Annotated in this window: 14 protein-coding genes and 1 tRNA gene; 9 read left to right on the top strand and 6 right to left on the bottom strand. The window is 63.7% G+C overall.

The features are described 5' to 3' along the window. From A1351_RS05415 to accC, 5 genes are all read left to right on the top strand, one after another. Positions 1-2529, top strand: a complete 2529-nt coding sequence (locus tag A1351_RS05415; protein ID WP_371441457.1) for an LPS-assembly protein LptD — start codon at positions 1-3, stop codon at positions 2527-2529. 47 nt (positions 2530-2576) lie between these two features. Further along, a complete protein-coding gene (locus A1351_RS05410) occupies positions 2577-3368 on the top strand; it encodes a DsbA family protein (RefSeq protein ID WP_024880773.1) in 792 nt (263 codons plus the stop codon). A gap of 82 nt (positions 3369-3450) precedes the next feature. After that, positions 3451-3894: a type II 3-dehydroquinate dehydratase gene (aroQ, locus tag A1351_RS05405; RefSeq protein ID WP_024880772.1), complete on the top strand. Its 444-nt coding sequence runs from the start codon at positions 3451-3453 to the stop codon at positions 3892-3894. A 6-nt stretch (positions 3895-3900) separates the two neighbouring features. Beyond that, positions 3901-4428, top strand: coding sequence for an acetyl-CoA carboxylase biotin carboxyl carrier protein (gene accB / locus A1351_RS05400; RefSeq protein WP_024880771.1), 528 nt, complete (start codon positions 3901-3903; stop codon positions 4426-4428). A gap of 7 nt (positions 4429-4435) precedes the next feature. Beyond that, on the top strand, positions 4436-5794 hold the full coding sequence (gene accC / locus A1351_RS05395; protein WP_024880770.1) for an acetyl-CoA carboxylase biotin carboxylase subunit: 1359 nt from the start codon (positions 4436-4438) through the stop codon (positions 5792-5794). Here accC and A1351_RS26130 read toward each other — a convergent pair whose 3' ends face one another. From A1351_RS26130 to A1351_RS05380, 3 genes are all read right to left on the bottom strand, one after another. After that, a complete protein-coding gene (locus tag A1351_RS26130) occupies positions 5795-6118 on the bottom strand; it encodes a transposase (protein WP_064032452.1) in 324 nt (107 codons plus the stop codon). It abuts the gene before it with no gap. A gap of 121 nt (positions 6119-6239) precedes the next feature. Then, complete coding sequence (locus A1351_RS05385) at positions 6240-7337, bottom strand: helix-turn-helix transcriptional regulator (protein ID WP_064032451.1); 1098 nt, start codon at positions 7335-7337, stop codon at positions 6240-6242. 149 nt (positions 7338-7486) lie between these two features. Then, positions 7487-8434: a UDP-glucuronic acid decarboxylase family protein gene (locus A1351_RS05380; protein ID WP_024880767.1), complete on the bottom strand. Its 948-nt coding sequence runs from the start codon at positions 8432-8434 to the stop codon at positions 7487-7489. A 280-nt stretch (positions 8435-8714) separates the two neighbouring features. Here A1351_RS05380 and A1351_RS05375 point away from each other — a divergent pair. Further along, positions 8715-8790: transfer RNA gene (locus tag A1351_RS05375), tRNA-Thr, on the top strand. A 325-nt stretch (positions 8791-9115) separates the two neighbouring features. On the opposite strand, the gene A1351_RS05370 is transcribed toward A1351_RS05375, so the two are convergent. Further along, the gene (locus A1351_RS05370) at positions 9116-10534 is read right to left on the bottom strand and encodes an aminotransferase class V-fold PLP-dependent enzyme (RefSeq protein WP_064032450.1); all 1419 of its coding nucleotides are present in this window, start codon (positions 10532-10534) and stop codon (positions 9116-9118) included. Positions 10535-10592: 58 nt separating this feature from the next. Here A1351_RS05370 and ada point away from each other — a divergent pair, with 58 nt between their 5' ends. The 3 genes from ada (at position 10593) to A1351_RS05355 (ending at position 13078) form a co-directional block, all read left to right on the top strand. Beyond that, on the top strand, positions 10593-11816 hold the full coding sequence (gene ada / locus A1351_RS05365; protein WP_371441456.1) for a bifunctional DNA-binding transcriptional regulator/O6-methylguanine-DNA methyltransferase Ada: 1224 nt from the start codon (positions 10593-10595) through the stop codon (positions 11814-11816). A gap of 369 nt (positions 11817-12185) precedes the next feature. Further along, positions 12186-12560, top strand: coding sequence for a hypothetical protein (locus A1351_RS05360; protein WP_157096123.1), 375 nt, complete (start codon positions 12186-12188; stop codon positions 12558-12560). Further along, complete coding sequence (locus tag A1351_RS05355) at positions 12557-13078, top strand: AAA family ATPase (protein ID WP_064032448.1); 522 nt, start codon at positions 12557-12559, stop codon at positions 13076-13078. The genes A1351_RS05360 and A1351_RS05355 overlap by 4 nt, the downstream gene beginning before the upstream one ends. Here the strand turns inward: A1351_RS05355 and A1351_RS05350 are convergent. Together A1351_RS05350 and A1351_RS05345 are read right to left on the bottom strand one after the other, a co-directional pair. Beyond that, positions 13072-13638: a GNAT family N-acetyltransferase gene (locus A1351_RS05350; RefSeq protein ID WP_064032447.1), complete on the bottom strand. Its 567-nt coding sequence runs from the start codon at positions 13636-13638 to the stop codon at positions 13072-13074. The two genes, A1351_RS05355 and A1351_RS05350, sit on opposite strands and share 7 nt — an antisense overlap. After that, a complete protein-coding gene (locus A1351_RS05345) occupies positions 13635-14732 on the bottom strand; it encodes a hypothetical protein (RefSeq protein WP_064032446.1) in 1098 nt (365 codons plus the stop codon). The genes A1351_RS05350 and A1351_RS05345 overlap by 4 nt, the downstream gene beginning before the upstream one ends. Positions 14733-14755 lie beyond the last annotated feature (23 nt).

Genomic DNA, 14755 nt, shown 5'->3' with positions numbered 1-14755 from the left:
TTGCCGGCCCTGGCCGCGCTCCTCGCCGCCGCGCCCATCGCCGCGCGCGCGCAGCCTTTGGCCGCGCCGCCGCCGCAGAGCGCGCAGCGCATGGTGGTGGAGGCCAAGGAGCTCGCCTATGACGAGCGCCGCAATGTCGTCACCGCGCGCGGCTCCGTGCAGATCTACTACAAGGGCCGGGTGCTGGAGGCGGATCGCGTCATCTATGACCGCAATACGCAGCGCGTCTTCGCCGAGGGCCACGCCAAGCTGACGGAGAAGGACGGAACGGTCGCCTATGCCGAGCGCTTCGACTTCACCGACGACTTCAAGAACGGCTTCATCGAAAGCCTGCAGGTCGAGAGCGCCGAAAGCACCCATTTCACCGCGCCCCACGCCGAGCGCACGGGCGATGTCACGACCTTCGACCAGGGCGCCTACACGGCCTGCGACGCCTGTCAGGACGATCCGACCAAGCCGCGGCTGTGGACGGTGCACGCTAAGCGCATCATCCACGACAATGACGAGAAGGTGATCTATTACGAGGACGCCTCGCTCGAATTGTTCGGGACGCCGATCGCCTATCTCCCCTATTTCTGGTCGGCCGATCCCTCGGTCAAGCGCAAGTCCGGCTTTCTCAACCCGCAGCTGACCTATCGCCAGCAGCTCGGCTTCGGCGTCGGCGTGCCCTATTATTGGGCGATCGCGCCCGATTACGACCTCACCATCACGCCGACCGGCTTCACCCGGCAGGGGGCCTTCCTCTCGGCCGAGTTCCGCCAGCGGCTGGAGAACGGCTCCTATATTATCCGCGCCGAGGGCACGCATGTCAGCGACCCCAGCGCCTTCACCATCGCGCCCTATGGCGCGCGCAACGAACGTTGGCGCGGCTCGATCTATTCGAATGGCGAATTCGCGCTCAATGACAATTGGCGCTTCGGCTGGGACGTCACCGCGCTCAGCGATCGCTATTTCCTGCAGGACTACAAGCAGTACAACAGCTTCCTGCAGAACTACTTCTTCCGCGAGGCGTCCTCCACCGTCTATCTGACGGGGCAGGGGCCGCGCAGCTATTTCGACCTGCGCGGCTATTACTTCCAGGGACTGTCCGCGACCGACGTGCAGGCGCAGCAGCCGGTCGTGCATCCGCTGCTCGACTATAATCGCGCTTTCGACGTCGATCCGGCCAAGACATTCGGCATTGGCGGGCAGATCACGCTGGACGCCAATTTCACCAGCACCTCGGCCAGCATCGCCAATTACGAGTCGATTCAGCCGCGCACGCTCGATTCGGCCTATGGCCTCTACAATGTCTGCCAGCTCTACTCGCCCTCGGCCGACCCCTATAAGAGTGGCTGTCTGCTGCGCGGCGTTGGCGGCAATTACGAGCACGCCACGGCGATGGCCTCCTGGCAGCGCCGAATCATCGATCCGCTCGGCGGCTCCTGGACGCCTTTCGCCTTCACGCGCGTGACGGGCTCCTATCTCAACTACGACACCAGTAATTCCTACGCCGCCTACAACAGCTATTGGCAGCCGATTCCCAATTCGGCGCAGTCGCTGTTCGTCAATGGCTCGGACAGCGTGTTTCGCGGTCAGGCGACGCCGGGCGGCGGCGTCGAATGGCGCTATCCCATTCTCGCGCGCAGCAGTCTCGGCGATCTCGTCGTCGAGCCGATCGCCCAGGTGGTGGCGCGGCCGAATCAGTCGTCGATCCCCTCGCTCGTCAACATGGACGCGCAGAGCCTCGTCTTCGACGATTCCAACCTGTTCGAATGGAGCAAATATTCCGGCTACGACCGTTTCGAGACCGGCACGCGCATCAATTACGGCGGCCAGGCGACCATGACTTTCGCCAATGGCGGCTTCGTCAACGCGCTCGCCGGCCAGTCGCGGCAGCTCGCCGGCAAGAACGGCTATTCCACCGCGGATGCGGCCAATGTGGGCCTCGCCTCCGGCCTCGACACGCGCACATCGGACTGGGTCGGCCGCCTCGCCATCGCGCCCACCTCATTCTTCAGCATCGTCGGCAAAGGGCGCTTCGATCCGGACGGATTGCGCGGCCGGCGCATAGATGTCGTCGCCTCGTTCAAGCTCGATCCGCTCACGGTCAATCTGCAATACGCCAATTACGCGTCGCAGGCGGTCATCGGCTTCGACCAGCGCCGGCAGGGCATGTCGGTGAACGGCCGCTACGATATCACCAAGAATTATTTTCTCACCGGCTCCGCCACTTTCGACATGAGCCGCTATCTCTACAATTCCTTGACCGTCTCGCCGGCGACGAATATCACGCTGACGGGCAGCACCATCACGGGATCGGCTCCGCTGTTCTCGGTCGCCGCGCTAGGCCTGGGGGGCGGCTACAAGGACGAGTGCACCACCTTCTCCATCAATTATTCGTCGGTTTTCCAAGGGAACACCTCGAGCGGACTCTCGCGGAACCAGACGATCATGGTGTCGCTGCAATTGCGCACGCTGGGCGACGCCAAGTTCAACTACGGGCTCGGCTCGCTCCAGCTCAATGACGGCGTGCGCACTCAGCCCTGACGAGCGAACGTCGTGACGACGTTCCGAACCCTTCGAGGAGATTTCCCATGCCGCTGCGGCTCGCCAAAATCTTCGACCAGAGCGCTCTGGCCCGCGCCGCGGCCGCCGCGGTCATCGGCCTCGCCGCCATCGCCGCGCCGCTGCGCGCCGAGACCGCCGTTCCGCAAAAGGCCGAGATCGAGAAGATCGTCCACGACTATCTCCTCGCCAATCCGGAGGTGATTCGGGACGCCATAGACGAGCTCGACCGCCGCCAGAAGGTCGCGGAAGCCGATTCGCGGCAGAAGGCGGTGGCTCAAGGCGCGGACAAATTGTTCAACTCCGCCAGCCAGGCGGTGATCGGCAATCCGTCCGGCGACGTCACCCTGGTCGAATTCTTCGACTATAACTGCGGCTATTGCAAACGCGCGCTGGACGATGTCGCCAAGCTCATCGAGGGCGACCCCAAGCTGCGCGTCGTGCTGAAGGATTTCCCGGTGCTCGGCGCCGGCTCGGTCGAGGCGGCGGAGATCGCGACCGCGGCGCGCCTGCAGCTCAAGCCGGAGAAATTCTACGAATTCCACCGCAAGCTGCTCAATACGCGCGGCGCCGTCGGCAAGGCGCAGGCGATCGCCGTCGCCAAGGAGCTGGGCGTCGACACCGCCAAGCTCGAGAAAGATTCCAAGAGCCCCGAGGTCAAGGCCTCGATCAAAGAGGTGATGGAGCTGGCCGACAGCCTCAATCTGACCGGCACGCCCTCCTGGGTTCTGGGCAAGGAAGTGATCATTGGCGCGGTCGGCTTCCAGCCGCTCAAAGCCAAGATCGAAAATACTCGCAAATGCGGCAAGACCGTCTGCTGACGGAGGCGGGGCTTCCTTCGCGGCGGCAATGACGCTAGAAGGGGCGCGCCGGCGCGGCGCGCGCCCTTCGTCAGGACCCTTTATGCCCGCCGTCCACGTTCTAAACGGTCCAAATCTCAATCTGCTCGGGACGCGCGAGCCCGACGTCTACGGCCGCGCGACGCTCGACGATATAAAAACGCGGCTGGCCGAGATTTGCGCCGCCCGCGGGATCGAGCTTTTGTTCCGGCAGTCCAACCATGAGGGCGACCTCGTGGATTGGATACAAGAGGCGGGCAAGGCCGGCGCGCCGGTCATTCTGAACGCCGGAGCCTTCACCCATACGTCGATCGCGCTCCACGACGCCATAAAGGGCTCGGGAGCGACCGTCGTCGAGGTGCATCTCTCCAATGTGCATGCACGGGAGAGCTTTCGGCGGCACTCCTACATCGCGCCTGTGGCTCGCGGCGTCATCGCCGGTTTCGGAGCCGATTCCTATGTGTTGGCGTTGAACGCATTGTTCGATCGAGAAGAAAGAAAGACCTGAGCAATCATGGCGCGCAAAGTTCAAACTCGTCGCCCCTCCACCCCTGCCGCAAAACCCAAAGCCGCCGCCGGAGCCGCCGGCGTCGACACCGAGCTGCTGCGTGAGATCGCGCGCCTGCTCGCCGAGAGCGATCTGACCGAGATCGAGGTCGAGAAGGGCGATCTGCGCATTCGCGCCGCGCGCACGCCGGCCGCGCCCGCCCATGCGACCATCGCTCTGCCGGCCGCAGCCTATGCGCCGGCGCCGATCGCCGCTCCGGCGCCCGCAGCCCGGCCCGCTGCGCCCGCGCCGGCCGAGCACGCCGATGCGCTGAAATCGCCCATGGTCGGCACCGCCTATCTGCGGCCGAGCCCGGACGCCAAGCCTTTCATCGAGGTGGGCGCCCGCGTCACCGCCGGCGACAAGCTGCTGCTCATCGAGGCGATGAAGACCTTCAACGACATTGTCGCGCCCAAGGGCGGCGTGGTGACGGCCATATTGGTCGAAGACGGACAGCCGGTCGAATATGGCGAACCGCTCCTCGTGATCGAGTAGGGCGCCCATGTTCGACAAAATCCTCATCGCCAATCGCGGCGAGATCGCGCTTCGCATTCTGCGCGCCGCCAAGGAGCTCGGCATCGCCACAGTGGCCGTGCATTCGACGGCGGACGCCGACGCCATGCATGTGAAGCTCGCCGACGAATCGGTCTGCATCGGGCCGCCGGCGGCGCGCGAATCCTATCTCAACATTCCGGCGCTGCTCTCCGCCTGCGAGATCACCGGCGCCGACGCGGTGCATCCGGGCTATGGCTTTCTCTCGGAGAACGCCCGTTTCGCCGAGATCGTTTCCGAGCACGGCCTCACCTTCATCGGTCCCAAGGCCGAGCATATTCGCCTGATGGGCGACAAGATCGAGGCCAAGGCGACCGCGAGGCGTCTCGGCATTCCCTGCGTGCCTGGCTCCGACGGCCCCATCACCGATGGGAAAGAGGGCGCCAAGGTCGCCGCGAAGATCGGCTATCCGGTGCTGGTGAAGGCGGCCTCCGGCGGCGGCGGCCGCGGCATGAAGGTCGCCCGCAGCGAGGCCGAGCTGCATTCCGCCATCGCCACCGCGCGCGCCGAGGCCAAGGCCGCCTTCGGCGACGACACCGTCTATCTCGAGAAATATCTCGACAAGCCGCGCCATATCGAGATTCAGATTTTCGGCGACGGCAAGGGGCAGGCGATCCATCTCGGCGAGCGCGATTGCTCGCTGCAGCGCCGGCACCAAAAGGTGTGGGAGGAGAGCCCTTCGCCCGCCCTCAATGACGAGCAGCGCGGCGAGATCGGCGAGATCTGCGCCAAGGCGATGCGCGAGATGCAATACGCCGGCGCCGGCACGGTCGAGTTCCTCTACGAGAATGGCTCCTTCTATTTCATCGAGATGAACACGCGGATCCAGGTCGAGCATCCGGTGACGGAGGCCGTGACCGGCGTCGATCTCGTCAGCGAGCAGATCCGCGTCGCCGCCGGCTCGCCCTTGTCGCTGCGGCAGGAGGATATCTGGTTCTGGGGCCATGCGATCGAATGCCGCGTGAACGCCGAGCATCCGTCGAGCTTTCGGCCCTCGCCCGGGCGCATCGCCTATTACCATCCGCCGGGCGGCGTCGGCGTGCGCGTCGATTCCTCCGCCTATCAGGGCTATACGATCCCGCCCAATTATGATTCGCTGATCGGCAAGCTCATCGTCCACGGCCGCAACCGCACCGAGGCGCTGATGCGGCTGCGGCGCTCGCTGGACGAGTTCATCATCGACGGCGTGGATACGACGCTGCCGCTGTTCCGCACGCTGGTGCGCAACGCCGATGTGCAGAATGGCGTCTATGACATCCACTGGCTCGAGCATTTTCTGGCGACGGGCGGCATAGACCCGAGCTTCTGATCAGCGCGCCTTGCGGCGGCCGGGCAGAGCGCAAACGGCGGCGAGCGCGGTCTCCAGCTCCGCGCTGCCGGCGGCTTTCGCCGCCTCGCGCAGCAGGCGCCATTGGCCGGCGTCCGACCAGCGCAGAAACTGCCGGTAGACCGTGCTCCAATTGCCATAGTGCGGCGGCAGATCGCGCCAGGCGCTTCCCGTCCGCGCGATCCACAGCACGCCGTCCATGACGCGGCGGTGGTCGCGCGGCGGCCGCCCGCGCTTAGTCCCCGTCTCGATAACGAAGCCCGCGCAGAGCGCCCATTCGCCATCGTCCAGTCGGCCGTCGATCACAAGGGTCTCCGCACGCCGTCTCGTGCGCTGAAGCGCGTCGCGCGCGCTTTCTGCGAGAATGCTGCATTCTCTCCTATAGCGGTCGCGCTTTCGGCGTATCCCCCGAATGGAGGAGAAGCGATCAGGGCAGCGTCGCGCCCGACAGCAGGCGCACCAGCTCCACCTGACGCGACACGCCGGTCTTGGCGAAGATGGCGCGCAACTGCGAGCGAATGGTCTCGCCCGAGACGCCGTGCTCCCGCGCGATCTCGGATGCGGCGCGGCCTGCCGCAATGGCGCGGGCGACGCGCGCCTCCGCGGGGGTGAGGTCGAACAGCCCTTGCAGCAGGCCGGCGCTGGGCGGGGCGCAGATGGTCAGCTCGGTGACGATCAGCAGCAGCTCGCCGGCCGCGAACACATCCTGAGCGGCGCCACGGATCGGCGCGAGATGCAGGACCAGCGGCGGCCCGCCCTCGCGAGCAGGCATAGGCAGGGATTGCACCCCGGCAGGCGCGCCGACGACGCGCAGCCGGGCGAGCGCCTGCGCGAACAGCGCATCGGCGCGCGGATCGGCGATCACGGCGCGCTCGCGCCGATCCTGCACCAGCGACGGCACGAAGCGCGCGAAGAGATCATTAGCGAGCAGCAGCCGATGCGCGCGCGACAGCACGGCCGCCGGCAGGCCGAGCGCGCGCATCGTCTCCGCAGCGGCGCGCGCGCGCTCGAGGCCGAGCCGGGCGGCGATCAGCGCGGCGCGGGCGAGATGGCCGCCGATCGTGTCCAGCGCATCGAGCATGGCGCGATCGAAGGGGCCGTCGACGAAGCGCTTTTCCCAGCTGAAGATCAGCATGTCGCCCGAGGGCGGGGCGGCGATCCGGCCGGCGCACCAGCCGAGCCCGAGGCTCCGCAGATAGGCGTAGGTCGGATCGGCGTCCATTTCCTCGGGCGAGAACATCTCAGGGTCGCTGAGGAAGCCCGCGGCGCCGAAGGAGAGCCCGCGCGCCGGTCGCGGATTGCGCGCCGCCCATCCCTGCTCGATGAATTCCGCGAACATGGGCGCAATGCGCGGCGAGGCGGTCCAGCCGGAGAATTGCGAATTGGCCGCGAACAGAATACCGCCGAAAGCGCCGCTGAGAGTCGAGATGGCGTCCAGCACCTCCGGCCACAGCTCTGGAACGACAGCGGCCTCGTAAATGCGATCGGCCAGGCGTTCGAATTGCGGCGGCGCTGATCTGTGCATGGGTAAAATCCGCGGCGGAAACGACCGATGGATGCAATATATCCGCCGCGCAGCTTTGAATATGAGACGGTCTCGCGCGCATTCTCATAACGCCGGCGCGCGCGCCGAAAATCGTCGCTACTCGCCCGGCCTCGCCGTCAGAACGCGGCTCAGGCCTCGCCCAGCAGCTCGTCGAAATAAGCAATGGTGCGCAGCAGCCCCTCGCGCAATTGAATTGTCGGTCCCCAGCCGAGCAGGCGCTCCGCCGCAGAAATATCCGGCCGGCGCTGCTTGGGATCGTCCGCCGGCAGCGGCTCGAAGACGAGCTTGGAGGAGGAGCCGGTGAGGTCGATCACCTGCTCGGCGAGCTGCCGAATGGTGAATTCATTCGGATTGCCGATGTTGATGGGGCCGACGATATCGTCGGGCGAATCCATGAGCGCGGTGAAGCCGCCGATGAGATCGTCGACATAGCAGAAGGAGCGCGTCTGCTGGCCTTCGCCATAGATGGTGATGGGCTCGCCCTTGAGCGCCTGCACGATGAAATTGGAGACGACGCGCCCGTCGCGGGCGTGCATGCGCGGCCCATAGGTATTGAAGATGCGCACGACCTTGATCTTCAGCCTATGCTGCCGATGATAGTCGAAGAACAAGGTCTCGGCGCAGCGCTTTCCTTCGTCATAGCAAGCGCGCGGTCCCAGCGGATTGACATTGCCCCAATAGGATTCCGGCTGCGGATGCACGGAAGGGTCGCCGTAGACCTCCGATGTGGACGCCTGAAACACCTTGACCTTCAGCCGTTTGGCGAGGCCCAGCATGTTGATCGCGCCGATCACGCTGGTCTTGGTCGTCTGCACCGGATCGAATTGGTAATGGATCGGCGAGGCGGGGCAGGCGAGATTATAGATCTCGTCGACCTCGACGAAGAGCGGAAAGGTTATATCGTGGCGCAGCAGCTCGAAATTGTTGTGATCGAGCAGGTGATGAACGTTTCTGCGCTGGCCGGTGAAGAAATTATCGACGCAGAGGACCTCGTGTCCCGCGGCGAGCAGCCGCTCACAAAGATGCGACCCGAGAAAACCAGCGCCACCGGTGACGAGAATTCTGCGGCTTTCCATGCGAGCGCCCTGCATAGCCCCGAAAAACAGCGTGTTCTCGAATTGCGATTCGTGGCGGCGCTGCGGTTTCAGATAGCACCTCGACCCGCGCCGCGCAACGCCGCCGCTTCCCCCTCGCGACGGCCGTGAGACGCCGCCGGCGCCCGGAGTGAATTTGAGCGCTCGAGCATTTCACTCGAAACGGAAAGCCCGCCTGAGCCAGCGGCTGCGCTCTTTTCCGAAACGACACGGCAGCGTATAGAGAGGCCCGACGCCGCAACGCAAACCGTTCGGTCGAGGGGCCGGTTTAGCTCAGCTGGTAGAGCAACTGATTTGTAATCAGTAGGTCGCGGGTTCGAATCCTGCAACCGGCACCAATAAAATCAATAACTTGTGTGGCTTTGGAAGCGTCGAATAGCCAACGAGATTTATTTTTAGAAGCCGTTTAGAAGCCGGCGAGGATCGGGCCTTCCGGGGTGGTGGATGATCTGCCGAGCGGGCCTCCATCAGGCGTCTCTCCTTTTTCCAGGCGAAGCACCATGGCGTGGGCAAACGGTCGACGGAATGCAGGAGCAATCCGTCTCAAGTCGGCGCTCCTCATGCTCGAAGGCGAGGCGCTCTCCCGTTCCGTCAGCGCCAGAATCTCACTCGTGCACGATGGCTCCCGCGCTACGCGCTCCCGGTTCCTCCAACACGAGCGCGCTAGCCTTCGATGTGCAAGGACGAGCCCGCGTGCGATTGGGCGAGCGCGGCGCGGGCGGCGGCCACTGCGCGGTCCACATCGCTTTCGCTCGTGCGCCAGTTCACGACGCTGATGCGCATGGCTCGGCGACCGCGCCATGTCGTACCGGAAAAGAAGGCTTCGCCAGTGGCGTTGATTTTCTCGATGATTTCGTCCGTGAAGGCGTCGTTCTCTTCGGGCGTGTCGCCAATGCGGTTGAAACGCACGAGGCCTTGGTTCAAGCTCGCCGGAGACAGCACCTCCACACCGGCGAGGGCGCCGAGACCGTCCACGAGCGCCTCGCAATGCGCGCAGCAGCGATCGACCAGGGCTTCGACTCCCTCGCGTCCCAATTCCTTCAGCGCCGCATAGACGGGGACGCCGCGTGCGCGCCGTGACCATTCGGGATTCCAGTCGATCTGATCGCGCGCGTCCGATTGCGCCGCGATATAGGCGGCGCTGGTCGTCATCGCGGCGCGATGGGCCGCGCGATCTCTGACGATTGCGATCCCGCAGTCGAAAGGGACGTTGAGCCATTTGTGGCCGTCGGTCGCCCAGCTATCGGCCAGCTCCACGCCCGATAAGCGATGACGATGCGCGCGGCTCGCGCGTGCAAATAGCCCGAAGGCTCCGTCGATATGGACCCAGAGCCCCGCCGAATGCGCCATCGGAATGAGCTCGGCGAATTGATCGCAGGCGCCGATGTTGAGGTCGGCGGCATTCAGGACGAGGATCGCCGGACCGGCCGAGCGCGATATCGCCTGTTCCAACGCCGTCGGCGCGATCCTTCCCGCATCATCGGTCGCGAGTGGCTGGATCGCCCGGCGGCCCAAGCCGAGAAAGCGCGCTGCGCGATCGATCGAGCCATGTCTTTCCTCACTCGCCAGAATGGTCAACCGAGGCGCGCCGAAGAGTCCGTCCTGCTCCACGTCGCATTCGGCGCGCTTCAGCAGCGCATGGCGGGCGGCGGCGAGGCAGGTCGTATGCGCGAGCTGACAGCCTGTCGTGAAGGCGAAGGACGATTCGCGCGGCAGATCCAGCAATTCCTTTATCCATGCGCCGGCTACGTCCTCGATGACCGAAGCGGCCGGGCTGCAGGCATAGAGCGCCGCATTCTGATCCCATGTCGAGACCATCCAATCTGCGGCCAGCGCGGACTCTACGCCGCCCCCGATGACCCAGGCGAAAAAGCGGCCACCGGCGCTGCCGAGCAGCCCGTCGCCGGCATGGCGCGTCAACCATTCGACGACTTCTTCCGATCTGGTTCCGAGTTCCGGCAGCGGTCCGCCGAAGATCGTGGTGAGGTCGTCGCGCGTCGCGCGCGCCGCCACCGGCCGCTCGTCGAGGCCATCGATCCATGCGGTCGCGGCGCGGTAGGCGTGGTCCAGAGCTTTGCTCATTGGTTTCGGTCTCTCGTGAGCGTGTCGGTTCGCTCGCGAGCCTAGGCGCCCGACCGGAATGCGCACTCCGGAACTTGTGGTCAAATCGCGGTCGTCGTCTCGTTTAGGCGGCCGGACGGATTTGGCGGCAGGAAGCGGAGCAGCGATCCTCATCCTTCGAGGTATGTTCGCGGCGAAGACAGTTCGGACAAAAATGAAAATGGATCGACCAGCTCTCCATGCTGAAGAGATGCTTCGGGCCGTGGCGACGCGCGACAGGGCCTATGAGGGCCGGTTCCTCTATGGCGTCGAAACCACGCGAATATTCTGCCGCCCATCATGCCCATCGCGCGCCGCGAAACCGGAAAACCTCCGTTTCTTCGCGGATGTTCCAGAAGCGCAGGCGGCGGGCTATCGCGCGTGCAAACGTTGCAGGCCCGAGGAACGACCTTTCGATGTCGAGAAGGCGCAGGAAATCGCCCGCCTCATCGAAAAGCGCGCGACGGAACCCTTGCCGCTCTCCCGACTCGCAGCCGCCGTCGGTCTATCCCCGACCCATATGCAGAAGCTCTTCAAAGCGGTGTTCGGCGTCTCGCCCAAAACCTATCAGGACGGACTGAGAGCGAGACGTCTCAAGGAGCTTCTACGAGACGGCGACGGCGTAACGGGCGCCATTTACGAGGCCGGCTATGGCTCGCCGAGCCGGGTCTACGGCGAAAGGCGGCGCAATATCGGCATGGCGCCATCGGCTTATCGAGCAGGCGGCGCCGGCGAGACGATCAGCTATGCGTGCCGGCATTGCGCGCTCGGCCAGCTCATGATGGGCGCCACCGATCGCGGCGTCTGCTTCGTCATGTTCGGCGAAAGCGAAGCGGCGCTTTTGGACGCCTTGGCCGCCGAGTTCCCAAAAGCGCGGCTGCAAAAGTCGATCGAGGCCGATGGCGAACCATTGAGCCGGTGGATCGACGCGCTCGACGCGCATCTTTCGAGGCATGGACCGCGCCCCGAGCTGCCGCTCGATCTTCGGGGAACGGCCTTCCAGCTGCTGGTCTGGCGATTTCTGATCGGCATTCCGGAAGGGAATGTCGTCAGCTACGCCGATGTGGCGGCAGGAATAGGCAAGCCGAAAGCGCATCGCGCCGCGGCGTCGGCCTGCGCGGCCAATCGTCTGGCGGTGCTGGCGCCGTGCCACCGTGTGCTTCGTGGCGATGGCGGCGTCGGCGGCTATCGGTGGGGCGTCGACCGAAAGCGAGCGCTCCTCGATATGGAGCGCGCCGGCCTTCCCGAGGCGAGAAAAAGATAGGTGGATACCGGCTAGGCTGTCGTGAAAGAGATCCTTACATGTAGGCATGCTTTTGCCATTCTTGCTGTCGCAGGCATAAACTGGCCCAGCTTTATGAGCTTTTGTGAGCCCGCTGACGAGGTATCCCGATGTTCTCGCGACTGAGCTGTCGCCTAGACGGGAGCGAGCTCGTGCGGCCTGGACAGAACTCGACCGAGCGCACTCAGCACCTAAGCCAGCTAAGGGAAAGGCTTCGGCTGGACTACCTGCCGCTGATTGATATCCAGCTTTCACCATCGGTCGCGCTGACATCTCGGCGCCTAACCTCCATCGACTCCTGGTACGCACGTGAAGCATATAGTTATCAGCATCCAGCCAAAATGGGCTGGCTTGATCCGCACCGGTAGCAAGACCATCGAGCTGCGTCGGCGCTTTCCACGCCTGCCCGCAGGGGCCGTGGCCTATCTTTACGAATCGTCGCCCGTCTGCAGCCTGACGGCGCTACTGCGCATCGGTGCCGTACACGAGCTGCCTGTCGCGGAGCTCTGGAAACTCCACGGAAACGCCTCATGCGTCGACGAACTCCACTTCACAGAATATTTCGCCGATCGTGACTTCGGCTATGGCGTCCACCTTACTCAGTGTATGCCATTGGCGAGGGTCCTACCGCTGACCGAACTGCGCTCTAAATTTGCGTTCACCGCGCCCCAGTCCTGGGCTTATGCCTCCTCGAAGCTCGTAGCCAGCGTGGGGATGCCAGAATGAAGGTGTTTGTGGCCGGCTTGTCTCGAGCCGGCAAATCCAGTCGCTCTCAACACGCAGCTACCAACCTGCCTGACGTTGACTATGTCAGCGTCAGCCAACTGCTACAGGCCGCAGGAGGGGTATTTCCCGTCCGGACATTTAACGATGGCTTAGCCAACCAGCGCCGCGCCGCCGATGCCTTACGGGCGGCCCAAGTCACTCGCCCACACCGGCTCATCGACGGCCATGCTCTCATTGAGACAGGGGAAGGCCCCCTGATCGTCCCCGACTGGTTCTTCGACGAACTTGCACCAGACCTTATCGTCTACATCTATGATCGGCCAGAGGAAATCCTGTCTCGACGTCCTTCGACGACAAGCCGCAATTGTGCCGCGGAAATCGCCGGGCTCGTCACGATGGAGCGAGCTGCATGCGAACGCACAGCAGCACGCTTGGGGATCCCCCTGATCACCATGATGGCGCCGTCACTGGAAGGATTTACAGACGAGCTACGCTATCACCTGAAACAGGCTCAGTGAGCCATCCCACCAAAGCCGCCATTGAATACATACTCGAGGCGGTTTGGCCGATACAGCTCTCCATACCTGACCGGCTTGGAAAACGACCAAGAGCGTAATAGCCCGCCGAATTCGGCATAGCGTTCTTCAGGCACAGTGAACAGGGGCTTGGCGGTGCCGAGCCAGTCAAAGGCCTCGCCCGCCAGTTCGGCGGCAACGCCACGGCCGCGCACATGTGGCGACACCCAGAAGGTGCATAACTTTCTTTCGGTTTCTGTTCGCTTACAAATGGCGACGCCAGCCAGCACGCTGTCGATGACGGACGTCATGACGCACCGCTCGCCGCTGCGCATTCCGGGAACCACCTTGCCGAAGAACCAGTCCTCGAAGTCCGGGTACAGCCGAGTCACACCTGCCCGTTCCAGAGCAGTGTGTACCGCGACTGGATCGACTGGCACCAAGGCACCGTAGGCCTGGGAGAGAGCGTGCCCGCAGTCAAACTCCTCCGTCATCGTTGAGTCCCCGGTTGATTCGTCGCGCCTAACATAAATCCGACGGGCAAAAAATTCGATACTCTTCATGTTTTCCGCAACCGAAAACACACGAGCACTGCCAAGCCCAAAGCGAGCAGTACCAGCAACAGGACATTCGCGCGTAGCGATCCGTAGCTCGGCCAATTTTCTCCTATGGCCGTAGCCCAGACGCTTTGGACAGCACTGCCCATCGCTCCGAGCGCCACGATCACCGCTCCGTAGGCCAACAGGCTGCCGGTGTAGTCCGCCCGGAAGGTCGCCAACGCCGAAAAGCTCTCGACCGCCGCTGTTGCCGAGGGTGCGAACGAAGCCCAATGGTATATGATCATCTTGTCTGGATTAAAGCCTGAGCAATCCGTCAGGTAACGCTCCCATAGGCGGGGTTCAAGCCGACGCATCTTCCGGAAGGCCGTGTGCGACCGGGTCATTTCGACCCCCATATCGCGGATGAGGAAATAGTGCACGGCGGAGATGTCGATTAGGCCGCAATTCTTGGCCTGCAGCCGGTTCCGGATGGCATTTGAGAAATTCCGCCGCTCGTTAAGGCGAAACTCGACGATCTCACTGGTCGATATGGTGCTTAGGAAGGCCGAGTCTTTCGGATCATTGGACGACACAAAGCCGTTTTCCATGTCGATCGGGACCTCGATTCTCAATCTGAAATAATGGTCGCCCACGCGCGGTCGAACTTGTTCGAAAAACTGATCGCTAATGGTAATAACGGTGCTACGGTCCCGTCCCTCGCCAATGGTTGAGAACTGCAGCTCTTTGTCCGGGCAGCGCCACACGAAGAACTGAACTCCCTTACTCTCGGTGTGAGACGCTGCGAAGCAGTTCCCGCGGTCTAGCATGCTCCCTGGAGTCAGCGTGTCGTTGAAGATGGCCGACAGCGTCGAAGTGTCATGCATCACCTCGAACAGATCGCTGACGTGCTCAGGCTTAATGACGAATGGGAAGCTGATCGACAGCGAGCGCAGCGCTCGTAACTCCTCGAAGCGAAAGCCGATATCGAGGAGATCAAAATGCTTGCGCTTCTTGCGCTGGTTGTTGCGCCAGATGTTGACGTGTACCTCGACTCGAGGCGCATAGCCGTCCGCATCAATCGGAAACGTGTCGTGCCAGATGGCGATGCTGCCGCGCATGAAATTGACTGGGCTCCATCACA

The organism is Methylosinus sp. R-45379 (assembly GCF_001644125.1).
Lineage (GTDB): Bacteria > Pseudomonadota > Alphaproteobacteria > Rhizobiales > Beijerinckiaceae > Methylosinus.
Note: the sequence above shows the minus strand (reverse complement) of the source record. Positions and strands in the feature narration are given on the sequence as shown.